Source organism: Clostridium sp. AM33-3 (assembly GCF_003480315.1).
Classification (GTDB): Bacteria; Bacillota; Clostridia; order Lachnospirales; family Lachnospiraceae; genus Brotaphodocola.
The window spans coordinates 51495-76828 of the sequence record NZ_QUIV01000008.1; the positions used below are offsets into that span (position 1 = coordinate 51495).

A 25334-nucleotide genomic window follows, 5' to 3' on the forward strand; every position below is an offset into this window, starting at 1 on the left:
ATCAACCAAACCTCCCCGTAATGTAATCTTCTGTCTTCTTATTCTTCGGCATGGAGAAAATCTGCTCAGTCTCACCGAACTCGATCACTTCACCCATCAGGAAGAACGCGGTCTTGTCGGAGATTCGTGCTGCCTGCTGCATATTATGGGTTACCATGACGATAGTATAGTCTTTTTTCAGTTCTACTGCAAGGTCTTCAATCTTGGATGTGGAGATCGGGTCCAGTGCAGAGGTCGGCTCATCCATCAAAAGCACCTCCGGCTGTACAGCCAGGGCTCTCGCGATACACAGACGCTGCTGCTGTCCTCCTGAAAGTCCGAGGGCGCTCTTTTTCAGTCGGTCCTTTAACTCATCCCAGATTGCCGCGTCACGCAGGGATTTCTCTACAATGTCATCGAGCTGCGCCTTGGAATGGATGCCGTGGGTACGCGGGCCGTAGGCAATATTGTCATAAACGCTCATTGGAAACGGATTCGGTTTCTGGAATACCATACCAACCCGTTTTCTCAAAAGATTGATGTCCATGTCTCCGTAAATATCCTCACCGTCTAAGAGGATGCTTCCGGTGATGCGGCAGCCCTCGACCAGGTCATTCATGCGGTTCAGGGATTTTAATAAGGTGGATTTACCACAGCCGGACGGACCGATAAAAGCTGTAATCTCATTGGTCTGGATGTTCAGATTAATTCCTTTTAAGGCTTTAAAATCGCCATAATACAATTCCATATTGCTGATTGTGAGCTTATCCATTTTGTTCTCCTTTTAAGCAGCCTTTCCGGACACTTTCTTTGCGATAAATCCGGATACTGCGTTGATGCAGACTACGATCACCAGCAGGACAACTGCGGTGGCGTAGGACTGGTTGGTATAAAGTCCCTCATTGGTCAGCACATACATGTGTACTGCCAGAGTACGGCCTGAGCCGAATAGGTTGGATGGAATACCTGCAACGGTTCCCGCTGTATACATCAGTGCCGCAGTCTCGCCTACAATACGGCCGACTGCCAGAATGATACCTGCCAGAATTCCAGGCACTGCTGATGGCAGAACCACCTGGAAAACGGTGCGGAGACGTCCGGCTCCAAGGCCAAAGCTTCCTTCCCGGTAAGAATCCGGAACAGCTTTGAGAGCCTCCTCCGTGGTTCTCATGATCGTCGGAAGGATCATGATCGCCAGCGTCATGGCACCTCCCAGGATGGTGTAAGACCAGCCCAGTGCCACGGCAAATAAAAGAAATCCAAACAGACCATATACAATAGAAGGAATACCGGTCAGGGTCTCAGCGGTAATCCGCACGATGCTCACGAGCCGGTTGCCGCGCTTCGCATATTCTACCAGGTAGATGGCTGCGAAAATGCCGAGAGGAACTGCGATCAGCAGAGAAAGCCCTGTCATGACTATCGTGTTGACCAGAGCCGGCATCAGGGATACATTTTCCGTTGTGTATTCCCATGCGAACAGGCTCGGAGTCAGATAGGGGATTCCCTTGATCAGAATATACGCGATTAAAAACAGCAGTGTCAGCACTGTCAGAAGTGCAGATACCGATACCAGAAGTAAAAGCACCAGTGACAGCGGACTGCGTTTATAGGATTTCAACCGCTGACCAATGGTCTGATGGTTGATTGCCTGAATTTCCATATTTTTCTTTTCCATAGCTGCTTCCATTATGCATTCGCCTTTCTGCTGATGATTGAAAACGACAGGTTAATGATCAGAATGAATACAAAGAGAACTACCGCCGTGGCGATCAGCGCTTCCCGGTGTAAGTCCGTTGCATAGCCCATTTCCAGAACAATGTTGGCAGTCATGGTGCGGACACCTTGAAGGATACCCTTCGGCATACGTGCCTGGTTTCCGGCTACCATAATGACGGCCATGGTTTCGCCGATGGCGCGGCCCACACCCAGAATCACACCGGCCAGGATACCGGATTTTGCTGCCGGGAGTGTTGCAAAGAATACGCTGCGCTCATGGCTGGCTCCCAGTGCCAGGGAACCCTCATAGTAGCTGGACGGCACTGCATTGATGGCAGATTCCGAAACACCGATGATGGTCGGCAGAATCATGATACCGAGCAGGATCGATGCGGTCAGCATACTCTTTCCGCTTCCGCCAAAAAGCTGAGATACGACCGGTACGATCACAACCATACCGAAGAATCCATATACAACCGAAGGGATTCCTGCCAGCAGATCGATTGCCGGCTTTACTACCTTGTACACCGGCTTCGGACAAAACTTCGACATAAAGACTGCAGTCAGAATGCCAATCGGCACTCCGATGATGACGGCACCGGCCGTCACGTAAATGCTGCCTAAGATCATCGGCAGGATGCCAAAGAGGTTATTGCCCGGTTTCCACTTTTCGCCGGTTAAGAAGTTCAGGACTCCGATCTTTCCGATCGCCGGAATACCATTTGCGAACAGGAATACACAGATCATGGCAACACACAGAATGGACACGCAGGCACTGAGTAAAAATACCGCGTGCATCAGCTGTTCTTTCAGATTTTTCATGGTTCTCACTTTCTTTCCTTATAAAAGCGGAAGATATGCAACCTTTATCTTTCCGCATGCCTTACAGTCAGACAGGGCAGCCGGTTCTTCGTTACGGTCTGCGCCGCGCTTCAACGATGTCGCCCTGCTGCCCTGTTTGTTTTCTTTCTAAACTACTGCGATTCTACAGCAGACCATCTGTTTCAGGTGTCTTGCTGTTACTGCTTACTGAACATCTGCCCAATCGGTAATCTCGCCGGTGAAGATGTCCTTTACGTTCTCGCTAGTCAGCTCGCTAACCGGGCTTTCGTTGTTGACTACGACTGCAATACCATCCATAGCGATGACAGTCGGGGTTAAGCCGGCTTCCAGCTCGCTGTCCTTTAAGTCTCTGGATGCCATACCGATATCACAGACACCTTCGATTGCGGAAGTCATACCAGTGGTGGAATCAGACTGCTGAACCTCAATCTCCACATCCGGGTTTACAGCTGCATAAGCCTCTTTCAGTTTCTCCATAACCGGGGTTACGGAAGAAGAACCTGCAACAACAACCTTGCCCTTTAAACCAGAAGCGGTGTAAGCACCCTCATTGCCCTGGCTGATATAACCGTTGTCCTCAACCACCTTCTGGCCATCCTCGCTCATGATGAAGGTAATGAAATCAGATGCAACATCGCTTAAATCATCTTTTACTGCAATGTTGAACGGACGTGCTACCTTGTACTCGCCAGCTTTGATTGCATCGACGCTTGCCTCGGCACTGTCGATGTCAACTGCCTTTACGGTATCATTTAAGGAACCCAGGGAAACATATCCGATAGCACCCTTATTGCCTGCGATGGTGGTCATCATAACGGAGGTGCTGTTGGTGATCTCAGCATCCTCGGTGGTGTTGTCTACCTTCTCGCCAGCATCATTCTTGCTCTCAATGCCAAACAGTTCGATGAATGCGCCTCTGGTACCGGAACCATCCTCACGGGAAACTACGGTAATCGGTCCCTCTGCCTTGCCGCCGGCCGGCTCAGTGATCTCTGTCTTAGTGTCAGCCGCAGAACTTGCTGCCTCGGTCTGTGCCCCGGTTGCTGCTGCGGTAGTCTCTGCCGGTTTGCTTCCGCCGCATGCTGTCAGGCTTGCAATTGTCATACCCATTGCTAATACCATTGCTAATGTTTTCTTCATAATACGTTCTCTCCTCTTCTCTCTGTTTATGAATATTCTTTATTACGTTCTATGTTATCGTGGCTTTCATGTTCTCCATCTCTCAACCACAACTGCATTGTAAAATCCGAATGTAAAATCAAAAAGAGGGGGAATGTAAAATCGGTGTAAAATAGAATTGCTGTAAATTAACATGCGAATTTACTTGATAAGTTTGTAAGTATTACATATAATAAAAACAGAAAATGACGGGAGGTGAAATCATGCCGAATATTAAACCTATATCCGATTTAAGAAATTATACTGAGGTTTTAAAAGAAGTTCAGGAAGACCATCCTGTTTTTCTGACCCGCAATGGACGCGGCGAATTTGCCATTGTAAAAATCGAAGAATTTGATAAATTGAAAGCTGCTGTACAACTACTTGCCCATCTGGAGCAGGGGGAAAAATCAGCCCGTGAAAACGGATGGCTTTCTGCTGATCAGGTAGAAGCACTTTTGGGAGTATAACATATGTATCTGTTAGAATATACACCGCAGGCACTGCATGACTTGCAGACAATAAAAGCATACATCGAAGAAAATTTTGGTATGTCCGTTGCCAGCAATAAAATCAAAAAATTAGCATCAACAATCCGCCAACTAGAACTTTTTCCACATTCGGGACCGCCATTGCGCGACTTACTTGCTGTAGCCTCCGATTATCGTTATCTGGTTGCCGGTCCAAACTATGTGTTCTACCGCATTGAAAAACAAAGCATCAAAATAGTGCGTGTGTTAAATGAACAGCAGAATTTCATTCAAATTCTTTTTGGAATATCCAATTCTTCGGATTCCGATTCTTACTGGAAAGAATCATAAATTTCCACAAAATATTATAGGCCCGCGAAGCCGCATTTGCTGCGGCCTCATGGGCCTATAATTGCAAAACTAAACTAATTGTTTTTTATTGCTAACTGCTTTTGATAAGCAAAATCATCCTGAACAGCACGGAACTTCTCCTCATCATCCAGAAGATCATACACTGTTGCAGCTAGAATCTGGCTCCCCAAAGCGATGGCTCGGTATGCCTGCGGTGTCTTTCCCCAATCCAGATACTCCTGTGAATGGGAGGAACTTCCTTCTGGAACAAAAGCAACCCGAATGCATGCGCCAGGAATCTCATGCATAACATTTGCAAAATCTGTAGATCCTGTTTTTTCTCTATCCGGCTTACAATTTGGAGCATGATATAAAACGGCATTCTCCATGAGCAATGCATTCAATTTCTTTGCCGGAATTTTTCCTTCAATACGCTGATGATAACAAATATCACAAGTTGTCTCTGTCATCATGGACGCACCTCTGACAACCAGTTCAAACCGACGAATCAATTCATCCAGATAAGTGGAATCGTAAGAGCGCAGACCATATTCACCAGCAGCCTCCGCGGGTACAACATTCATTGCGCCTCCGCCATTAGAAATGGCATAATGCATCCGGCTATCCTCTCGAACATGCTCCCTCAAAAACTCAATTCCCTGAAAAGACAATAACATCGCATCCAGCGCACTGCGTCCAGCTTCAGGTTTCAACGCAGCGTGAGCACTCTTTCCATGGAAAGTAACCGTGGCACTAATCTTTGCCATCGATTTAATATCCGTCTGCGTGGCTGGACCCCCATGCATCATAAGCGCAATATCCAAATCTTTCAGATATCCTTCCTTCATCATGATCACTTTACCACCCTTGCCTTCTTCTGCAGGAGTTCCGTAAACAATCAAAGTGAAGTCCTTTTCTTTAAAGAGATGAGCTATGGCAGCTGCGGCTCCAAGAATTGCCGGTCCCTGCAACTGGTGTCCGCATGCATGCCCATTTGGAAGTGCATCATATTCACAGAGCAATCCGATTCTTGGTCCGTCATGACCCCAGTTATATTCTGCACGAAACGCTGTATTTAGAGAACCCAATCCACGTTGCACGGTAAACCCTCTGCTCTCCAACCAGTCCTCCAGAAGAGTGGAGGCAAATGTTTCCTGAAATGCCATTTCTGGCTTGTCGTAAATGGCATCTGCCATGGTCATCAGTTCTGGCAGAAGTTCCTGCACAAAATCTTTTATTTTCTGTTTCATAAATTCTCCTTATACTCCATAACCAATAATCTGTGCAATCGAGCACAAGACACTGCCAAGAAGCAACCAAATTAAAAACAGCTTCCACATAAACTTCATCCAGCGATCATACGGAATATTTGCTGCACCCAAAATACCCATCAAAGCAGAGGAATGTGGCAGAACATAGTTACAGAAACCATCTCCAAACGTAAATGCCAGAACTGAAGTCTGTCGTGTAATACCAACAAGATCTGCAAGAGGCGCCATGATCGGCATAACAGCCGTCGCCTGACCACTTCCGGAAACAATAACCAGATTTACAAGTACATTTACCAGGAACATCGCTGGTCCCAACAGAAATCTTGGCACATGGTTCAGCATATTACTGGAGGCAAAAATAATCGTATCAATAATACCACCAGCTTTTAATACAGAAGCAATTGTACCGGCAAAGCCAATAAGAAATGCAGCTCCCAGCATGGTCTTACAACCATTGATAAACTCTGAAGCGATCTGAGATGGCGTCAGCCCAAGCAACAATCCTTCTACAATAACAACAACAAGAAACAGGGCAGCATACTCTTCCAGATCCCAGCCCAGTTTCGTATTGCCAACAATCAGGCTAACAAGAGAAAGCAGCAAAACCAAAAGAATACAGATTTTTCTCCAATCCATTTTACCAAAAGCAGTCAGATCTACAACCCGTTCTTCCCGCCCCTGGTCAATATCATATACCGGGCTAAGCTCAGGATTTTTGCTAATCTTTCTGGCATAATTAACCAGGTAGAGACAGGTTACAATCAAAAATACAACAAAGCAAACTGCACGATAACGTAAACCGGAATAAACTGGAACTTCCGCAATCTTCTGGGCCAGCACAGCCGTATTAATATTCAGACCTGCAGTAGAAAAACCAATTGCACCGCCTAACAGAATGATAGCGACGCCAACGATGGAATCAAATCCCATTCCCATAGCAATAACAACCATGACAGGCGCAAATGCAATAAAATGGTTCACTGCCTGTGTAGAGCAAATTACTGCAAAAGCAGCCGTCATAACAGGAACAAACAGATATGCCTTACCACGGAATTGCCCTGCAGTAGAGCCAACCAGAACCTGCAGAGCGCCGGATTTCGCGATCATGTGAAAAGCCGCACCGGCAAAAATGACCGTATACATCAAATCAATTTTGGAAATCAGGGATTCCACGATCATCTTTGGTACCTTTAACAGGCTGACCGGAGAACTTTCCAAATACTGAAAAGAAGTGGGATCAACAACTTTAACGCCTTCCGCATTCTCAATACGCGCAAACTGACCAGCAGGAACAATCCAGGTCATTACAACAGCCAGCAAAATAATCATGACCATAATAACTAACGCATGGGGCATCTTGAACTTTTTCATCTACTTCTCCTCCGTTCTTATTTTTATCAATCCGTTTTCCATATACATTTCCGTACCAAATGGTTCACTAAGCCGTGCCAGTGTCTGATAAATAAGATTACTGTCAGTTTCATCAGCCGGACCCGGAATTGCTTTAAATGACCGTACCTGCTCATAGCCAAGAGAAATCGGCAACATCTCAATGCTAATACACTGCCCCCCCTCCATTACTACCCGCGGAAGCACAGACAGAAAGTTTTCTTTTGACTGCTGTCCGCCGTTTTTTGCCTTTGATTTTCGGTAAGCAATCGCTTCCCGCGCAGTGGTGGTGTACGGAAGCTTATACTTATCCATGAAGTCCGGGGGCAGAACATCTACGAACTCATTCTGATAAATAAAATTGCCCAGGGAATAGAAAACCGGCTTGCCTTTATATAGTTCAATACCTTTCAACTGATGGCAGCCACCTCCAAGTACCAGGCTGGCTCCGGCATCAATGAACGCATGAGAGCATTCCTGAACAAAATCCTCAATCGATTCCATATTATCGTCTTTCATCTCATGCGAATGAAACATAACCACAACATGCTCCACATCACGTTTCAATTCCTCAATTGCACGGATCGTTCGATTCAAATCCACAGTCGAAGGTATCGTGATTTTGCCTTCCTGAGCATTCAGGCAGAATTTCATATCTTTAAATTCAAAAATATCATTGCTTTCCTGAAGTTTGTAGCCCGTTTTTAATCTGCGCTTATTTTTCACATTTACATTACAGACATCGGCTATTTCCTTCAATTGATCCATATGCGCTTGATTCAGCAAATATTTCTGTTCAAAACGCATGGGATTGATACCGGGACGGGCCGGTAAATACGGTCCCTGGATACCGGCTCTGGCAGAATCATCAAACGTGGATGTAAGTGCAATCAACGCAGTACGTCCTGCAGCAGACTCTGCAATTGCCGCTTTGGATGCTTTTTCTAGGCTTTCTCCTGCACCAGTAAAGGCAATCCCTCGCTGTCGAAGAGCTGAAAGTGTCTGGAACAGGCCCGGGTACGAATAATCCAGCATATGATTATTGGCAATCCCCCAAAGGTTAAATCCAAAGTCCAGCAAATCATCCAACACTGGGGCTTCTGCTGTCAGCCATGTTCCACCGGAAAATGTAGACGGATAACAATTTTTGTCAGTGATTGTGGTCTCAAGATTCACAATCCGAAAATCGCCCGTTTTCAGATACTCCTGAATCTGCATCTGACCCGGATAATTTTCAGGAAGACGATGCATGATCAGTGCGTCCCCGCAAGCAGTAAATACAGTCCTCAAATGAATCCCCCCTTTTTTTCTAATTGATATTACAATTGTAACAAACACTTCTTGATAGAAACAGTATATTATGTTAATCTAAGATTAAGGAAAGCTTAATCCGCATATTTATATTTGTTTATTTTAATGGAGGGGATTACCTTGCGGCTAAAGGATGAAAAATATGTATGCGCCCTGGCAAACTATGGAACCATCCGGGAGGCATCTGAAAAATTATATATTTCAGCACCAGCGCTCAGTATGTATATCAACCATCTTGAAAAAGAACTTGGAGTGGATTTATTTTATAGAAATCAGCAGCGCTTTTTTCCAACTGATATTGGTAAAAAGTACCTGGAACGCTGCCAAAAAATTCTGGAAATTGACCAGGAATTCTCTATACAATTAGGGAAACTCCAGAGCAAAAAAGAAAACTCTATATCTATCGGTATGTACAAGCGATCGGCCGCCTATCTATGGATTCCGCTACGCGAATCACTCAAAGCGAATTTTCCTGACCTAGAATGTCATTTAACGGTAGATAAGACAGAACGCCTGCGTGAAATGCTCAATAAAGGGGAATTAGACATGATTCTGCTTACCATTCCAAACAAGCCGAAACTTCAACAGATTTTTGTAGGCAAAGACGAACTTCTTTTTGCCTGCCCTACTGTGTGGAATCTGGAAAATACAGATCTTGGGAACGGACGTTTTCCACTGACAGATCTGACAAAGATCCCAGAAGAAAAAATCTTTCTCCCGGGAAAAACACAAAATATCTATTCTTTTGTAATTCAGTTTATGAATGCAAACAACATTGACTATTCCCATTTTTCTACACTAAACAATCTGGAAATATCCATGCAAAATGTATCTGCTGGAATCGGATGCTGCTTTACATTTCGAAGCTACCTTAATACATTTCCATCGTTATCCAATATTACATTCTATTCTCTAAGCGAAACACCAACTCAGATCAACTGGTATTTGGAATGCCTAGATCATGTAATGGAAAGCAGATATTTCCACACTATAAAGAAGGAAATTGCCCGATTGCTTCACATTTCACAGATTTCTACAGCAATTCCGAAAATCTGAGTACATCTTTATGAAGTCAAAAACACCGTTGAAAAGCCATGCAAAATAAGCTTTTCAACGGTGTTTTTAATTTCATTATTCGTACAGCGGATATTTCTCGCACAGCTTGGTTACTTCGCCGCGGATGTAATCTGCCTTGTTCTCGAAATCGGTTGCTGCCAGCCAGATGCACTCTGCGATCTTCGGCATATCCTCTTCCTTTAAGCCACGGGTGGTAACGGCCGGGGTTCCGATGCGGACACCGGAGGTTACGAACGGGCTTCTCGGCTCATTCGGAACAGTATTCTTATTCAGGGTAATGAAGACTTCATCACAACGGTTCTGAAGCTCCTTACCGGAGATGTCCATGCCGCGCAGGTCTACTAACATTAAGTGGTTGTCAGTGCCGCCGGTTAAGAGTTTAAATCCCTTCTCCACCAGTGCTGCTGCCAGTGCCTTTGCATTCCTGCGGACCTGCTTCTGGTACTCGGTGAATTCCGGCTTTAATGCCTCACCCAGGCAGACTGCCTTTGCTGCGATCACATGCTCTAACGGACCGCCCTGGGTTCCCGGGAAGATGGCTTTGTTAAAGTTGAACTTGTCAGCAGACTCCTTGCTTGCCAGGATCATGCCGCCTCTCGGTCCGCGCAGGGTCTTGTGGGTGGTGGTGGTTACCACATCTGCGTACGGGATCGGGCTCATATGCTCGCCTGCTGCTACCAGACCTGCGATGTGTGCCATATCTACCATGAGGTATGCACCAACCTTGTCTGCAATCTCGCGGAAACGCTTAAAGTCGATCTCTCTTGCGTATGCACTTGCACCTGCAAGGATCAGTTTTGGCTTGTGCTCTACAGCCAGACGCTCTACCTGGTCGTAATCGAGGAAGCCTTCATCGTTAACACCGTAGGACACGATGTTGAAGTAAAGGCCGGAAAAGTTCACTGGGCTTCCGTGAGACAGATGACCGCCATGGTCAAGGCTCATGCTGAGTACGGTGTCACCTGGTTTTAACATAGCCAGGAATACTGCCATGTTTGCCTGTGCGCCGGAATGCGGCTGAACGTTTGCGTACTCACAGCCAAACAGCTTCTTTGCACGCTCAATTGCGATAGTCTCTACCACGTCTACATACTGACATCCACCATAATAACGCTTTCCGGAATACCCTTCCGCGTATTTGTTGGTCAGCACGGTTCCCATTGCCATCATGACCGGCTCAGATACGATATTTTCTGAAGCGATAAGCTCCAGATTTCTTCTCTGACGTGCGGCTTCCTGCTCAATTGCCTTGCCGACTTCCGGGTCATAGTTTTCGATAAATTTCATTACCTCATTAACCATGGGCTTTGTCTCCTTTTCCGCAAATACCCTCTCTGATACCTTTCAGGCAGTTGCTTTCCTTTGCATTTGTTGTGACACAACGATTCCCGTAGAATACAGGCCGCCACGTTGTGACAAAGGCACTGGTCAGCCCAGCGCCTTCGCGGTTATTTACGCTCGATTATAGTACAGCGTTTTCTAAGTGTCAAGCAATTATGAGTCTGTACAAAAAATTGTGAGAATCATAAAGAAAAATCTTTAAAAATGCAGTTTGTACGCCCGCACCACGATCTGCAGTGTCCGGTTTCCATTGTACTCATTGATATCCGGATAGTAGATCACATCGATACTTCTGCTTTGCTTTGCTTCTTCCACAAACTGATCTGCCACGGTAAACACCATGGCCTCCATGGGACGGCCCTGTTCGGTTACCACCGTCATGCGGACCGCATTGTTGTTTCGTCCGATGGCACGCACGCTTCGGATGCGGAGATTCTTCTGGGCAAACTGAGGCTTTTCGTTTCCTTGGCCGAAGGGTTCCAGGCCTTTCAGTTCATTGACCAGTGCTTCCGATATGTATTCCAGCGGCATTGCCACATCGATCCAGATTTTCGGGATGAAATCCTCTTTGGTGAGCTGGGACTGCTCATTTAAACGGCGGCGGAACTCATCGATATTCTCTTCCTTTAAAGAAAAGCCGGCTGCCATGGGATGGCCGCCAAATTTCAGGAGCAGATCCTGCACGCCGCACAGGGCCTGATACATATGGTAGCTCTCTATAGAGCGCCCGGAGCCCTTCACACAGTCCTCACCCCTTGTCAGTACAAAGGAGGGCTTGTTGTAGGCCTCCCGCACCCGCCCGGCAATGATCCCGGCCAGAGACTCATGACAGTCCGGCAGATAAACCACCAGCACATCATCGTCCGCAAGCTCAGCATCCACCTGCTCAAAGGCCTGCTCCATGCCGGACTGGGTCATATCCTTGCGTTCCTCGTTGAGGAGTTTTAACTCTACGGCCATTTCTTCAGCACGGGATCTGCACTGCATTTCCGAACCCGGACGCTTCTCCAAAAGCCCGCTCATACTTCCGCTGACATTCGATTCCTCACAGAGCAGAAGCTCCAGCGCCAGCTGCGCAGTCTTTAATCGTCCGCTGGCATTCAGGCACGGCCCGATCACAAATCCGATATGGTAGGCCGTCAGGTCATAGATGTCCAGCCCGCAGGCTTCTACCAGGGCACGCAGTCCGGCACTGGCTGTGTGCGGGATCTGCTTTAATCCCCAGCGCACGATGATGCGGTTTTCGTCCTGCAGCTTCATGACATCACCCACGGTGGCAATGGCCGCAAACTCCAGCATATCTTTCCATTCCTGCTCCGGAATTCCGTTCTTTTCGTAGAGCACCTGTACCAGCTTGTAGGCCACCACACCGCCGCAGATGCCGGCAAACGGATACAGGCAATCATCCCGGTGGGGATTTATCACCGCATCCGCTTCCGGCAGGACCTGACTGCCATCCTCATCCCGTACCACCTCATGGTGATCTGTCACAATGACTGTCATGCCCAGTTCTTTGGCCAGATGCACCTGCTCCAGGGCCGCAATGCCGTTGTCGCAGGTGACAATGGTATCGATTCCTTCTTCCTTCGCCTTGCGGATGATGGATTCGTTGATGCCATAGCCATCCCGGATGCGCTCCGGGATCTGGTAGTCCACGTCTGCACCGCAACGGGTCAGGCCGCGGTATAAAAGATAGGTAGAACACACTCCGTCAATATCGTAATCACCGACAATCCGGATACGGACACCCGCCCGGATTTTTTCAAGGATCAGGGCCGCTGCCTTATCCATATCTTTCATGAGATGCGGATCATAAAGCTGGTCCAGGGTACCGTTTAAATAACGGTCAATGGCTTTTTCTCCCTCCACATCGCGGTTTCTTATGATACGGGCCGTTACCGGGCTGATGTGAAACCGGGCGGCAATCGCGTTAAAATCTGCCCGCTTGGTCTGAAGCATCCAGACAGATTCCTGATTATTTCTCATATATTGCAGCAATTCCTTTCGTAAAACAAAATATAAATCACGTATCGCTCATTATAGCATATCTCCGGTTTCATTTCCATGCGCAGGGCTGCTTCCTGTTTCTTTTGTGCATTGCATTCAGAACCCCAATGGGATATACTGTTACTGTTCCGGCAAAACTTTCAATATACGATGTGGTTTTGTCCAGGCGCAATTACAAAAGGAGAAGCTTAGGTATGAGTAACAATAAGGAAAAATCCGACTCCGGCAACTTCCTGGTCCAGGGAAGTATTCTGGCCGCGGCCGGTATCATTGTCCGTTTTATCGGACTGCTCTACAAGATTCCCATGACCCGGGCCATCGGCGATGAGGGAATCGGTTATTATAACACCGCATACGAAATCTACAACATTGGACTGATCCTGTCCTCCTACAGCCTGCCGCTGGCAATCTCCAAGCTGATCGCGGCGCGGCGCGTGCACGGAAAAAACCAGGATGTGCAGCGGGTCTTTCAGGCCGGACTGCTCTTTGGTCTTGTGGCCGGGGGGCTGATGACCACGATTTTGCTGTTTGGCGCAGACTGGATCACGGTCCATATCTTCAACAGCCCCAACAGCGCCCTGCCGTTAAAGGTCATGGCACCGACCATTCTGGTGTTTTCCGTTATGGGCGTGGTGCGCGGCTATTTCCAGGGTCTTGGCAACATGGTGCCGACCTCAATTTCCCAGGTCATTGAGCAGGTTGTCAATGCCATCATCAGTGTGGCTGCCTCCTTCGCCTTCATGCACTGGTTCGCGAACCGGGAAACTCCGGCGGCTTACGGTGCTGCAGGCGGTACTCTGGGTACACTTTCCGGTGCACTGGCTGCCTTCGTGTTCCTGGCTCTTCTTATGTTTTTATACCGCAGACAAAATGCAAAGGCATTGCATCGTCCCCAGGCCGACCGCCTGGAAAGCTGGAATCATGTATACACGGCACTGTTTCTGACACTGACACCTATCATCCTCAGCCAGTTTGTGTATCAGTTAAGCGGTTCTGTGGATAACTCCATGTTCGGCTTCCTGATGAGTGGAAAAGGTCTGACTGAGAAAGAACGTCTCTCTCTGCTCGGCATCTACGGCGGCAAGTACCGCCTGCTTTCCAATGTACCGGTGGCAGTGGCTTCTTCCCTTGGAACTTCCATGATCCCAAGCATTGTGCGCTCCCGCGCCCAGAAGAACCACACCGATGTCATGTACAAGATCCGCCTGACCATCAAGTTCAATATGCTGATCGCCATTCCCTGTGCCTTTGGCATGGCGGCACTGGCTTCTCCGGTCCTGCGGCTCATCTTCCGCGACAGCCGGGATCTGACCAGAAACCTGCTGATGCTGGGCGCACCAGCCGTCATCTTCTTCTCCCTCTCTACCGTTACCAATGCGGTGCTTCAGGGAATTGACCTGATGAGAAAATCCGTCACCCACTCCGCCATCTCCCTGGTGATTCACGCGGTACTGGTGTATGTGATGTTAAAGTATTTAAACCTGGGCGTGTACGGCCTTGTCATCGGCAATGTGACCTTTGCCCTGGTAGTGTGTCTGCTGAACTGGCATGCTATCGGCAAAGCCCTGCATTACCGCCAGGAGGTAAGGACCACCTTCCTGCTTCCCTGTATCTGCGCGGCTGTCATGGGCGCGATCGCATTCCTGATTTATGCGCTGGTCAATAAAGTGACCGGCTATTACCAGATCGGGCTCCTCATCAGTGTTCCGGTGGCTATGATTGTCTACGGCCTCCTGATCGTGCTGACCCGGACGGTAACTGCACAGGAGCTGCCGGATATGCCGTTCGGCATGCGGATCCTGCGGCTGTGCCGGAAATTTCATCTGATGTAAAGAGGTAATATAAAAGCGAAAAATTGCTTTAATATGTTGTAAAAATATGATACTATAATATCAGGCGTCACCATTACACGGTAGGCGGTTTGCCCTCTTCGGAGGGACTGTGACCCTCCATTACATAGACCCCAACAGGGAATCTCTTGAAAGGAGGGCTTAGCCAATGAGTATTGCAGATGTGATAGCATTGTTGAGCTTATGCTTTACATGTTTTAGCCTCGGCTACAAAATTGGCCGAGATAATAATAAGACACAGAAATAGCCGCCCCGAACCCTGCGAAAGTTTGAGCGGCTTTTCTAAGTCAACCATAATATAAAGCTGGGGCAACCGTCTATCGGTGATGCCTTTCTTATTCCTATCTATAATATAACACTATCAAAAAAATTATTCAAGCTATTACACATAAAAACATTCTTTTCTCACGCGTTACTCCGCTCCACACTCCGTACCGTCCACAGCACAAGCACAATGGCCAGCGTCATCTGCAGCACCATGCTCACGCCCATCCAGTGGCCGATAAGGGGATTGTCTGCCTTATTGCCAAACCAGGTCCCCACCTGTGCCCAGCTCTGATTGCTGGCGGTCAGCCGTCCGATAACCTGGCTGAAGGTGGCAATGGGGTTCAGCAGCAGCATATACAGCAGGCTTCCGGATCCCCCTCCGACTTCCGCCGATGCCAGATATTCCCCGATCCGCATCTGGTTGATATAGGTTACCAGGTAATTGATGCCGCAGGTTCCCGCTGTCAGCACCGCCGTTACCGCATAAGCCGCTACCGTGGCCGCTGTAGTCCGGCGAAACAGGGCAGAACAGCACAGACCGATGCTTCCCATAAACACCGCCGCCGCAAAAAAGCAGCACACCAGAAGAATCAGATCTGATGCCGCCACACCGCCGTACACAAACACCATCGCCAGGATCGGCAGGCTGGACACCACCATAAGGGACATGGTCCCCAAGGCTGCCTCCAGCTTACCCAGCACAATATCTGCCGGTGTCATGCAGGTGGTCAGCATCAGATCCAGTGTCTGACGCTCCCGTTCTCCGCTGATGCTTCCCGCCGTCAGTGCCGGCATGATCAGGATCAGCATCAGAAATTCCAGCGACGCCACAAACATATACAGATCCAGAAAGCCTGTATACTGCACTTCTGCTGTCAGCCGTACCTGGGCCAGCGCCGAATACATGTTTAACAGTGCCACCAGCGCCAGGATCCCGTTAAAAACCAGCAGCACCAGCGCCAGTCTAAAGCTTCTGGCGCTCACCATGCACTCCCGCTTATAGACCGGATTCGTCTTCATAGGACAGCACCACCTTTTCCTTATTATGATCTGTGATCTGCATGAAGATAGACTCCAGGCTGCCCGGCTCCCGCATGAAACCGCGTACCGGAATGCCTGCCTCGATCATCTGCTTTAACAGTTCACTCTCCCGGCGCTCATCGCCGATAAATCCCACCATAATGTCTTTCTCGCAGATGGAAATGGTCCGCACCATAGGACTTTCCTTTAAAAAGGCCAGAGCCTTTTCCATCTGATCCTGCACACTGATGATGATCTGCTTTGATGTGTAGATCCGCTCCATGATCTCATCCATACTGCCGGAGAGCACCATCTTCCCGGCATCAATGATGCCGATATCCGTGCAGAGCTCAGAAAGCTCTGCCAGGTTATGGGAGCTTAACAGAATGGTCTTGCCCTGCTCATGCAGCTCCCAGACCATCTGCCTGAATTCCAGATGAGTTCTCGGATCCAGTCCGGCCGTCGGCTCATCCATGATCAGAAACTCCGGATCATGGATCAGTGCCCTGGCCAGGCATAGTCTCTGCTGCATGCCGCGGGAAAGTCCGTCCACAAACGCATCCTTGCGCTCTCCCAGCCCAACCTGCTCTAAAAGGCTGCTGGCTCGTTTCCGTGCCGCAAAGCCCTCCAGATGGTAGCAGGCTGCAAAAAATTCCATGTATTCGGATACTTTTAAGTTGTCATACAGGCCAAAATGATCCGGCACGTAGCCAATCCGCCTGCGCAGATCCAGCGTATCCGTCAGCATATTTTTGCCATCCAGCTCCACCACGCCCTGATCCGGCTTTAACAAACCGGTCATGATCTTGATGGTGGTCGTCTTTCCGGCACCGTTTGGTCCGACAAAGCCAAACAGGGCGCCGTTCTTTATCTCCATGTCCAGTCCGTCCAGGGCATGGTAATTTCCGTATTTTTTATGTAATCCCTGAATTTTTAACATCAGCGTTCCCTCCCTGCTGCCATCGGCATCGGAAGCTGAATTGCATCAAATCCTCCGCCATTGTAGGCGTAACGCACTGTCAGCGTGTTGCCCGGTGAAAGATATGGCTTTAGCTGCTCTACATCCAGCGTAGTTTCTTCCAGCTCCATTTTATCGAAATTGCCGGTCGCGTAGTTATAGAAATAAATGCTTCCGGTAAAGATACGGCTCAAGCTGTTTCCAGCTGCAGCAAATTCTTCCGAAACGCTCTCAAATGTCAGGCTCTCCACCTCGATGTCGGTTCCAAACTGATACTCCAGCGTCAGCGGTTCTGCACCGCTCATAGAGTTGGTCTCCGCATCGTAGCTGCCGCCCATTACCTTTGGTGTCTTCATGAGCACGGAACGGTAAATGGAACGGTCTCTGGAAGCATTGACCGGAATCGTCTGGGTAAGCATGGTAATGCCATAGGTCTCCTCGGACGGATTCTTTAAAAACCGGCTCTCTTCCTTCTGTGTACTGAATGCAATGACGCGGGCATCTGCCGTGTAGCCGTTTAAGTAGTTATCCAGATAAAACCGGGTCAGATTGGAACGCTCCACCGCCAGCATATAGCTGCGGTTGCGGATATCTGCAGAAGCGTAGGCATCCTCTCCGGAGATATGCTCTGCAGCCAGATAGGAATCACCAAGCGGATAACGGAGCAGCTCATGATCTGACAGATTTTTGGTCTCGCCGGGTTCCATGCGCCCGAGCTGCACCATGTTTCCGTACAGCACAAGCGTCACATTTTCGATCGGATACGGAAACCGGTTTGTCAGACTTCCCCCAATCTGTCCCTCAAAATAGTCCACCTCCCCGGTGATTCCCACCTGTCCGGTATTCTCCGTGCGCCGTTCCAGGCGGAAATAGCGCGGTGTAAACGCAGATATATTCTGCCCCTTTACCGTCAGCCCATTCTCGCTGGTCTGTATGGCGATCTGATATGGCTCATCCACATCCAGGGACTGTCCGCCCACGGTGTACTGACTGCTCCGCGTGATCGGAAGCAGACGGTATCCCGGATCCAGTTCCACAGTGTACGGGCGGTTATAGGGATTGCGGATATTGATGTATGTGGTATCCGTAATATAGTCATCAGTCACATCCTGAATGGCCGCATAGGTATAAAAGGTAGAACGAAAGCGAGTCGGTATGCCAAGCACATACACCAGACCGGAAAAGCCCAGAGCCATGATCACCACACCTCTGCGGTACAGATTCTGAAGGCCGCGACCGCGCAGGAACAGATAAAGTCCCGGGCCAAGAAGCAGCAGATACAGACCGGTTATCCCCACATAGAGCCAGAGATTAGGCAGCTTATCCACATCTCCTGTGTTGATGAGACCCTGAACTGCCCAGAACCGGCCGGAATTGCCGCTGTAAACCACCTCGGCAAGCTGGTTGATGCGCTCCTCCCCCAGAAGGCTAGTAAACATGTAGTCCACATAGGAGGTCTGTTTTTCGCAGAACTCTGCGATATCTCCCAGGTCAAAGGCCGCCACAGCCACCAGCCCCTGCTCCTTCGCCGCTGCCGTTAAAAGCGAAAAACCGTTGCTGGAGAGGATTACGTTGCCGCCGTGCAGCGGCACATCCACACAGGAGATCGCTAACATCCCGGCTCCCGGCTCGTTCACCGCAGTGAACTCTTCCGCCAGATTGATATGGGTAATATTCGGAGTTCCATAAGAATCGTCCAGAAGCTCCGGCGCAAAACGGCCCAGAGTGTCATCTACCCGGTCGCCGGTTCCCAGGATCAGCACACCTCCGTCCTGGACCCAGTTCATGATCGCAGCTGTCTGGGTCCCGGAAAGATCGCGGAGCCTGTAGTCATTGACCACCAGCACATCAAAAAGGCTTAAGCCTACCTCATCCTCCGGGAAATTGCTGCCGTCCAGCTCGAAAGTGCGGGTGCGCAGGGTGCTGTAGTTGATTCCCACACCATTCAGATAATGAAGCTCCCACGGTTTGTCCGACAGTACTCCCACAAAAAGCTCCGGCACATCGCGACTTACATTCAGCTTTACCTTGCGGTTCAGAAGTATGCTTCCGGAATCATCCACCAGAGACAGCACCAGCTCATCCGCCGCCGTGCCAAGCGGGATATAATAGCGCGTATCGGCAGTACCCTTTGCCTCCAGCTCCACGCTGTAATCGTAACGGTAGATCGTCTGGTCTGACTCCCGGGTCTTGATCTGCAGGGTACCCTCAACCGGAGTCTCCTGGTTATTCTGTATGGTGACATTCACCGGCAGGTAACGTCCGCCCTTGGCGCTGTCCTCATAGCCATAGCTCACACCCATACTTACCGGATCATCCTGCGCCCGGGCCGGAGCACAAAAAGCCAGACCACCCAAAAGGCCGGCAGCCACAAAACAGACTGCTATCCTTTTCAGAGGTCTGACCATCCGGATGCCTGAAAAATTTTTTTTATTCATCCACATCAAAATTCTCCAAAAAATTGTTTAAAAATGTTCCTTGTCTACATCAAAATCCACCTGCAGGGTTACCGTGAATACGGTACCGTTTAAGTCGCTCTTTACCGTAATGGTCCCGCCATGCATGTCTACGATATTTTTTACAATAGCAAGTCCAAGCCCGGTTCCACCGGTGTGGGTGGAGCGGGACTGCTCAACCCGGTAGAACTTGTCAAAGATCAGGGGAAGCTCCTCCGCCGGGATCACATAACCATAGTTGGTCACGGAAACCTGTACCTCATCGGTATCAGCCATGACCTTCACCAGGATCCGTTTGCCCTCCGCGCCATACTTGATGGCATTGCCGATCAGGTTATCAAACAGACGGGCCAGAAGGTTGCCGTCTGCCGTGATCATCTTGGCCGGCACATTGCTCTGGAGCTCATAGGAAAGGCCCTTGTTGGCAAAATTCGGGTAGGATTCCTCTAAAAGCTGTCCCAGAAGCTTGACGATATCTACCTTGGACACGTGCATGGCCAGCTTTCCGTAATTCATCTTAGTGAATCCGAACAGATCCTCAATGAGCTTTTCCAGACGCTTGGCCTTGCTGTAGGCAATGTCTATGTATTTTTTCTGCATCTCTGGCGGCAGGACTACCGGGCCGGATAACAGCTCCAGATAGCCGATGATGGAAGTCAGCGGTGTGCGCAGGTCGTGAGCCACATTGGTGATCAGCTCATTTTTGGTGCGCTCAGATTCGCGTTCCTTATCCATCAGGCGGCGGATATCCTCCACCATCTTATTTAAGTTGGAAGCCATGGAAGAAAACTCGTCATCCCCCACTACTTCCACCTGCGTATTTAAGTCTCCGTCGGAAATTCGTTCTATCGCATCGGAAATATGGCTGATATAGGCAGCAGATTTTTCCTGAAGAAGCAGAAATGTCACAGCAAAAGCCAGAATGCCGACAAGCACATAAACCAGAACCACCACTACATCCGACTGCGCCACCATATTTAAGAAAGCGCTGGACTGCTCGGAGCGTTTCGCATACTCGGCCAGCATGGTCAGGTTTGTGACCAGGAACACATCGATGAGGCAGGCTACCAGGGTGCTGTAGATGATGTTGGCTATGACCCGCGTATGATAGCGGTGGCTTAAATCACTTTTTCTGCCGTTATTTTTCAATTTTGTATCCTACCCCCCACACTGTGGTGATGATCTTGTCCTGGCGCTCGTCTTCCTTCATCTTACCGCGAAGGCGACGAATATGTACCATAACAGTGTTGTTGGCTTCATAGACCTTCTCATTCCAGACCTTCTCAAAGATTTCATCCGTGCTGAACACCTTGCCAGGGTTGGAGGCCAGAAGATAAAGGATGTCAAACTCGATCGGGGTCAGCTTGACTTCTTCATCGTACACCGTCACCTTGTGGTTGTCTTTATTGATCGTAAGGCCTCGGATGCTGATCTCGTTCTTTACGGTCTCATGCACATTGCTGTTCGGGTTTAACTGCGTGTAGCGGCGCAGCTGGGATTTAACCCGGGCTGTCAGCTCCAGCGGGTTGAAGGGCTTTACCACATAATCGTCTGCACCGGTTCCAAGACCAAGGATTTTATCCAGATCGGTGGACTTGGCACTCAGCATGATGATCGGAATGTTGTTGGTCTCACGGATCTTCTTGCACATCTCCAGGCCGTTCATACCCGGCATCATAATATCCAGAAGGCAAAGATGAATATCCTCCTTATTTAATATATCCAGACCGTCCTGGGCATTGGATGCCTTAAATACCTTATAGCCGTCGCTGACCAGATAAATTTCTACCAGATCCGCGATCTCCTGCTCATCGTCTACTACCAGAATGTTGGTTTCTGCCATGACTGATTCCTCCTCGTGTATCTATCGTTATTCGGGAAACCGCCAGGCTATGCGGATCCCGTTTTATTCTTTCTCTAGTGTACCATAAAAGAAGCCTTCCCGTCTTACTTTTTTATTACATTTCCGGTAAGAACAGGAAGGCTCCGTTTTATATTCTATTTTAAAATTAATTCTGACTCTCTGCCGGTACAAACACCCGGGTATTGTGCACGTCATCCTGCTGCACGGCAGCCTTCGCCATGGCTATGGCCTCCTCACAGAACTGCTTCTGGGCAGTCACAAGAACCTTGCCCCGCTTATCAATCTTCTCATAAGTGCCGTCCGGCTGCAGGATATGCGCTTTCACATTGTCCTCCAGCTGTACTTTTAAGATATGAACAACCTGCTCCTTCAAAGCCGGATCCTCCACCGGGAACATAATCTCCACGCGCTTATCAAGGTTGCGCGGCATCCAGTCGGCGCTTCCCATGTACACCTCCGGGCTTCCGCCGTTCTCAAAGTAGAAAATGCGGGCATGCTCCAGGAAGTTTCCGACAATGGAATGCACGCTGATGTTGTCACTTAAGCCCGGTACGCCTGCCTTCAGACAGCAGATACCACGGACTACCAGCTCAATCTTCACACCGGCGCAGGATGCCTCATACAGACATGCAATGATCTCCTGGTCGCAGAGGGAGTTCATCTTCGCCATGATGTGGGCCGGTTTTCCCTCTCTGGCCCGCATGGTTTCCCTGCGGATCATACGGACGCAGCGGTTTCTCAGCCACAGCGGAGCCAGGATCAGGCGATTCCAGGTCGGTGGCTCGGAATAGCCGGAAAGCATGTTAAATACCGCGGTAGCATCCTCACCGATCAGCGGATGGCAGGTCATAAGGCCACAGTCCGTGTAGAGCTTTGCGGTGGAATCGTTGTAGTTTCCGGTTCCCAGATGCACATAACGCCGTATGCCGTCTTCCTCCCGGCGCACCACCAGTGTGATCTTGCAGTGGGTCTTTAAGCCCACCAGACCGTAGATCACATGACATCCGGCCTTCTCCAGCTTCTTCGCCCAGTTGATGTTGTTCTCCTCATCAAACCGCGCCTTTAACTCTACGAGGACCGATACCTGCTTGCCGTTCTCAGCTGCCTCCGCCAGGGCCGCCACGATCGGGGAATGACCGCTGACGCGGTACAGGGTCTGCTTGATTGCCAGGACATCCGGGTCCTTTGCTGCCTTCTGCACCAGATTTACCACCGGGTCAAAGGTCTGGTATGGATGATGCAGGAGAATATCACCTTTTCGGATATTGGTAAAAATGTCATCTTCATTCATAAAGGCCGGAACCGGCTGCGGTGTATAGGAGGGCTCCTTTAAGTGGTCAAAGCCGCTCATGCCATACATCTTCATGAGGAATGTAAGATCCAGCGGGCCGCTGATCTCGTAAATATCCTCAGTGCTGACAGAAAGCTCCCTCTTTAAGATCTTAAGCAGACGCTTGTCTACCTTTTCCTCAACCTCCAGACGGATGACTTCACCCCACTGGCGCTTTTTCAGCTGCTTCTGGATTTCCTCCAGCAAATCCTCTGCCTCTTCCTCATCCAGCGTAAAGTCCGCGTTTCTCATGATCCGGAACGGATGAGCAGCGACAATGTTGTAGTTTAAAAACAGATCCTTGATGTTGCGCTCAATAACTTCCTCTAACAGGATTACCCTGCGCTCACCATCCGGCCCTGCCGGAAGCTCCACGATACGCGGCAGCACAGACGGAACCTGCACCATGGCAAATTCCAGTTCCTCATCCCGGCTGTCCTTTTTCTGCACCAGTGCCGCAATATTTAAGGACTTGTTGCGGATGAGCGGGAACGGACGGGAGGAATCCACTGCCATAGGCGTCAGTACCGGATAAACATCCTCATGGAAAAACTTGTCCACAAAGGCACCATCTGCCTCCGAAAGCTCCTCATGCTCGCAGATGAGCTGCAGCCCCTGCTGCTTCAAGGCCGGAAGCAGAGAACGGTTGTAGGTGGAATACTGGAGATTGACCAGCTCATGGGTCTTCCCCCCGATCAGCTCCAGCTGCTGATCGGCTCTTAAGCCTGCAATATCCGTCTTTTTATATTTGGCGTGCACCATGTCCTTTAAGGATGCCACACGCACCATGAAAAACTCATCCAGGTTGGATGATGTAATACTTAAAAACTTCAGTCGCTCAAACAGCGGAATTGCCTTGTCCCTGGCCTCCCCCAGAATGCGGAAATCAAATTCCAGCCAGCTCATTTCGCGATTTACATAATTTTCCGATTTCAAATACTTCTCATCAATCTCCGGCATGGCTTACACCCTCCTTTTCTGTCTTAAGACCGGACGGATCCCAAAGATTTCCTCAAAGAACTCGCCCTTATCCACAATGGATATGGATTCCAGCGTTACATCTGCCGGGCAGTCCGTCTGAATCACAAGCTGTCCGTCCTTCACATTCAGACGGCAGTCCTTTAATTTCCCGGTATGTCCACGGTCCATGGAATTGGCCAGCCGCAGAATCGCCGTCAGCTTGGCAATGACAATAGAAAGATCCTCCGTAGACACCAGACGGTTGTCCTTGGATGGCTTTGCCGATACCTCCACTTCATTGTAACGGAACTTCTGCTGATGATACTTCACGATATTCGCTACGATCTCACGCTCCACATGGGACAGGCCAATGATCTCGGTTGCCATGATCATATTATAGGCGCATTCATCAGCCCCGCGCATGGTCACAAACTTTCCGCAGGAATGCAGGTTTGCTGCGATCTGTAAAAGCAGCCGCTCCCGCGGTCCCAGGCCATGATACTTTTTCAGGCTGTCGAAGACCTTCAGGGCCGCCTCCTCCACGTTCTGGATATGAGGCATATAACATTTGTAACGCTTTGCCATGTTTCGGGAAGCAACGATGATATCATTCTCAAAGCTGTGGTTAAAACGGATGAGTTTTTTATCCTCCGCGTATTCCGCCGCCATACCGTCTGTCATGCGGATGCCCGGCACCCAGATAAATTCTGCTTCCGTGATTTCCAGCATACGCTTATAAATAGCGGCGGCCGGGAACATCAGGCTTGCATACTCCTCGTTCACATCAAAAAAGTCTTCCGTCTGCGCGAGAGTCATGCTCTTTAAGCGCTCATAAAAACGATTAAATTCCTGGATCGTGATCTGCTCGGAACGGTTTCCCTCTGCCATTTTATAATAAAGGGAAAGGATCGGCTCACCGATGGCAATGAGATTTTTGATTTCCCGGTCTTTTAAGTACATCTTCCGGTAAGTCACCAGCTCATTGTCGATGAGCTCTGCGATCAGGTTCTGGGCACCCTGCTGGGTCAGCTTCTCATGGGCGATCAGTTCCCGGAGGCGCAGCACGCCAAGCGGCAGGTTCTGGGTGGAAACCAGTGCATCCTTGTCAAACAGGGATGCCTGCATGCTTCCAAAGCCCACATCCACGATTGCCATACCGCGCCGGATATTCTTCTGGAACTCTGCGTCCTTTGCCGCAATGGCTTTGTAGCTGATAAAACGCTGCTCCGAATTGCTGATGATCTTTACATCAATTCCGGTCCGCACCCGAAGCTGCTCTAATACGATCTGGCTGTTTCTTGCCTCCCGCATGGCGCTGGTTGCATAAGCCCGGTATTCCTTCACCTGATATTCCTTCATGATCCGTACAAAATCCTGCAGAACCTGGCACATCTCCTCCACCAGCCGGTAGCTGATCTTGCCGGTATTGTAAGTATCCTTGCCCAGCGCGATCATATGCTTCACCTGGTCCACTGAGCGGACCGTGCCCTTGTCCGTAATTTCATAAATGCCCAGCTCCAGTTCAAAGGAACCGACATCAATTGCCGCGAATGTCCGTACCATATGCTATTCCTCCTATTAAAATACTGCCTGTTCTCCCCCCGCAGTGCACGACAGCTGTCCGCATATACAGAACGGTCCGGCGAAACGCACCGCCTCGTGCCCTTTCACCGAACCGTTATGTAAACTGATAGTAACTGTGAAAGCGCAAAA

General features: G+C 49.3%; 20 protein-coding genes. 4 read left to right on the plus strand and 16 right to left on the minus strand.

What is annotated here, in order from left to right; translation table 11 throughout:
• Position 1: 1 nt before the first annotated feature.
• The 4 genes from pstB to DW819_RS06545 form a co-directional block, all read right to left on the minus strand.
• Positions 2-751 (minus strand): phosphate ABC transporter ATP-binding protein PstB, encoded by a 750-nt coding sequence (gene pstB, locus DW819_RS06530; RefSeq protein WP_118732601.1) that lies wholly within the window; start codon positions 749-751, stop codon positions 2-4.
• A 12-nt stretch (positions 752-763) separates the two neighbouring features.
• Positions 764-1657, minus strand: coding sequence for a phosphate ABC transporter permease PstA (gene pstA, locus DW819_RS06535; protein ID WP_243025654.1), 894 nt, complete (start codon positions 1655-1657; stop codon positions 764-766).
• Positions 1658-1668: 11 nt separating this feature from the next.
• A complete protein-coding gene (gene pstC, locus DW819_RS06540) occupies positions 1669-2520 on the minus strand; it encodes a phosphate ABC transporter permease subunit PstC (RefSeq protein ID WP_118732603.1) in 852 nt (283 codons plus the stop codon).
• A gap of 204 nt (positions 2521-2724) precedes the next feature.
• Positions 2725-3681 (minus strand): substrate-binding domain-containing protein, encoded by a 957-nt coding sequence (locus tag DW819_RS06545; protein ID WP_118732604.1) that lies wholly within the window; start codon positions 3679-3681, stop codon positions 2725-2727.
• Positions 3682-3923: 242 nt separating this feature from the next.
• Between DW819_RS06545 and DW819_RS06550 the strand changes: the two genes are divergently transcribed.
• On the plus strand, positions 3924-4169 hold the full coding sequence (locus DW819_RS06550; RefSeq protein ID WP_118531467.1) for a type II toxin-antitoxin system prevent-host-death family antitoxin: 246 nt from the start codon (positions 3924-3926) through the stop codon (positions 4167-4169).
• A 3-nt stretch (positions 4170-4172) separates the two neighbouring features.
• Positions 4173-4520, plus strand: coding sequence for a type II toxin-antitoxin system RelE/ParE family toxin (locus DW819_RS06555; protein ID WP_118531469.1), 348 nt, complete (start codon positions 4173-4175; stop codon positions 4518-4520).
• Between the two features lie 74 nt (positions 4521-4594).
• Here the strand turns inward: DW819_RS06555 and DW819_RS06560 are convergent, their stop codons facing one another.
• From DW819_RS06560 to DW819_RS06570, 3 genes are read right to left on the minus strand one after another with little or no spacing between them, the layout of a single operon-like run.
• Complete coding sequence (locus DW819_RS06560) at positions 4595-5770, minus strand: M20 family metallopeptidase (protein WP_118732605.1); 1176 nt, start codon at positions 5768-5770, stop codon at positions 4595-4597.
• Between the two features lie 9 nt (positions 5771-5779).
• Positions 5780-7162: a Na+/H+ antiporter NhaC family protein gene (locus DW819_RS06565; RefSeq protein ID WP_243025656.1), complete on the minus strand. Its 1383-nt coding sequence runs from the start codon at positions 7160-7162 to the stop codon at positions 5780-5782.
• Positions 7163-8470: a CapA family protein gene (locus DW819_RS06570; protein ID WP_118531472.1), complete on the minus strand. Its 1308-nt coding sequence runs from the start codon at positions 8468-8470 to the stop codon at positions 7163-7165.
• Between the two features lie 141 nt (positions 8471-8611).
• Here DW819_RS06570 and DW819_RS06575 point away from each other — a divergent pair, with 141 nt between their 5' ends.
• On the plus strand, positions 8612-9547 hold the full coding sequence (locus DW819_RS06575) for a LysR family transcriptional regulator (RefSeq protein WP_207665299.1): 936 nt from the start codon (positions 8612-8614) through the stop codon (positions 9545-9547).
• A 75-nt stretch (positions 9548-9622) separates the two neighbouring features.
• Here DW819_RS06575 and glyA read toward each other — a convergent pair whose 3' ends face one another.
• Complete coding sequence (gene glyA / locus DW819_RS06580) at positions 9623-10870, minus strand: serine hydroxymethyltransferase (RefSeq protein ID WP_118732607.1); 1248 nt, start codon at positions 10868-10870, stop codon at positions 9623-9625.
• 237 nt (positions 10871-11107) lie between these two features.
• Positions 11108-12895 carry a single-stranded-DNA-specific exonuclease RecJ gene (gene recJ, locus DW819_RS06585; protein WP_243025657.1) on the minus strand — a complete coding sequence of 596 codons (1788 nt, stop codon included), beginning with the start codon at positions 12893-12895 and terminating at the stop codon, positions 11108-11110.
• Between the two features lie 215 nt (positions 12896-13110).
• On the opposite strand from recJ, the gene DW819_RS06590 reads away from it, so the two are divergent.
• Positions 13111-14748 (plus strand): polysaccharide biosynthesis protein, encoded by a 1638-nt coding sequence (locus DW819_RS06590; protein ID WP_118732608.1) that lies wholly within the window; start codon positions 13111-13113, stop codon positions 14746-14748.
• A gap of 423 nt (positions 14749-15171) precedes the next feature.
• Here the strand turns inward: DW819_RS06590 and DW819_RS06595 are convergent, their stop codons facing one another.
• The 7 genes from DW819_RS06595 to DW819_RS06625 all read right to left on the minus strand — a co-directional run bounded on the left by DW819_RS06595 (position 15172) and on the right by DW819_RS06625 (position 25184).
• Entirely contained in the window at positions 15172-16053 is an 882-nt protein-coding gene (locus tag DW819_RS06595) for an ABC transporter permease subunit (RefSeq protein WP_118732609.1), read from the minus strand.
• A complete protein-coding gene (locus DW819_RS06600; RefSeq protein WP_118732610.1) occupies positions 16031-16993 on the minus strand; it encodes an ABC transporter ATP-binding protein in 963 nt (320 codons plus the stop codon). The genes DW819_RS06595 and DW819_RS06600 overlap by 23 nt, the downstream gene beginning before the upstream one ends.
• The gene (locus DW819_RS06605; RefSeq protein WP_147353162.1) at positions 16993-19449 is read right to left on the minus strand and encodes a hypothetical protein; all 2457 of its coding nucleotides are present in this window, start codon (positions 19447-19449) and stop codon (positions 16993-16995) included. Before DW819_RS06605 ends, DW819_RS06600 begins: the two co-directional genes overlap by 1 nt.
• A gap of 27 nt (positions 19450-19476) precedes the next feature.
• Positions 19477-20616, minus strand: a complete 1140-nt coding sequence (locus DW819_RS06610; RefSeq protein WP_118732612.1) for a HAMP domain-containing sensor histidine kinase — start codon at positions 20614-20616, stop codon at positions 19477-19479.
• Entirely contained in the window at positions 20606-21310 is a 705-nt protein-coding gene (locus DW819_RS06615; RefSeq protein ID WP_118732613.1) for a response regulator transcription factor, read from the minus strand. Before DW819_RS06615 ends, DW819_RS06610 begins: the two co-directional genes overlap by 11 nt.
• Positions 21311-21476: 166 nt before the next feature.
• Positions 21477-23621 (minus strand): RNA degradosome polyphosphate kinase, encoded by a 2145-nt coding sequence (locus DW819_RS06620; protein WP_118732614.1) that lies wholly within the window; start codon positions 23619-23621, stop codon positions 21477-21479.
• 3 nt (positions 23622-23624) lie between these two features.
• A complete protein-coding gene (locus DW819_RS06625; RefSeq protein ID WP_118732615.1) occupies positions 23625-25184 on the minus strand; it encodes an exopolyphosphatase in 1560 nt (519 codons plus the stop codon).
• Positions 25185-25334: the final 150 nt, after the last annotated feature.

Coding starts and splice junctions, on each gene's coding strand:
- pstB (WP_118732601.1), bottom strand. CDS start 751: ATGGATAAGCTCACAATCAGCAATATGGAATTGTATTATGGCGATTTT.
- recJ (WP_243025657.1), bottom strand. CDS start 12,895: ATGAGAAATAATCAGGAATCTGTCTGGATGCTTCAGACCAAGCGGGCA.
- DW819_RS06590 (WP_118732608.1), top strand. CDS start 13,111: ATGAGTAACAATAAGGAAAAATCCGACTCCGGCAACTTCCTGGTCCAG.
- glyA (WP_118732607.1), bottom strand. CDS start 10,870: ATGGTTAATGAGGTAATGAAATTTATCGAAAACTATGACCCGGAAGTC.
- DW819_RS06565 (WP_243025656.1), bottom strand. CDS start 7,162: ATGAAAAAGTTCAAGATGCCCCATGCGTTAGTTATTATGGTCATGATT.
- DW819_RS06620 (WP_118732614.1), bottom strand. CDS start 23,621: ATGCCGGAGATTGATGAGAAGTATTTGAAATCGGAAAATTATGTAAAT.
- DW819_RS06555 (WP_118531469.1), top strand. CDS start 4,173: ATGTATCTGTTAGAATATACACCGCAGGCACTGCATGACTTGCAGACA.
- DW819_RS06550 (WP_118531467.1), top strand. CDS start 3,924: ATGCCGAATATTAAACCTATATCCGATTTAAGAAATTATACTGAGGTT.
- pstA (WP_243025654.1), bottom strand. CDS start 1,657: ATGGAAAAGAAAAATATGGAAATTCAGGCAATCAACCATCAGACCATT.
- DW819_RS06615 (WP_118732613.1), bottom strand. CDS start 21,310: ATGGCAGAAACCAACATTCTGGTAGTAGACGATGAGCAGGAGATCGCG.
- DW819_RS06545 (WP_118732604.1), bottom strand. CDS start 3,681: ATGAAGAAAACATTAGCAATGGTATTAGCAATGGGTATGACAATTGCA.
- DW819_RS06605 (WP_147353162.1), bottom strand. CDS start 19,449: ATGAATAAAAAAAATTTTTCAGGCATCCGGATGGTCAGACCTCTGAAA.
- DW819_RS06625 (WP_118732615.1), bottom strand. CDS start 25,184: ATGGTACGGACATTCGCGGCAATTGATGTCGGTTCCTTTGAACTGGAG.
- pstC (WP_118732603.1), bottom strand. CDS start 2,520: ATGAAAAATCTGAAAGAACAGCTGATGCACGCGGTATTTTTACTCAGT.
- DW819_RS06560 (WP_118732605.1), bottom strand. CDS start 5,770: ATGAAACAGAAAATAAAAGATTTTGTGCAGGAACTTCTGCCAGAACTG.
- DW819_RS06595 (WP_118732609.1), bottom strand. CDS start 16,053: ATGAAGACGAATCCGGTCTATAAGCGGGAGTGCATGGTGAGCGCCAGA.
- DW819_RS06600 (WP_118732610.1), bottom strand. CDS start 16,993: ATGTTAAAAATTCAGGGATTACATAAAAAATACGGAAATTACCATGCC.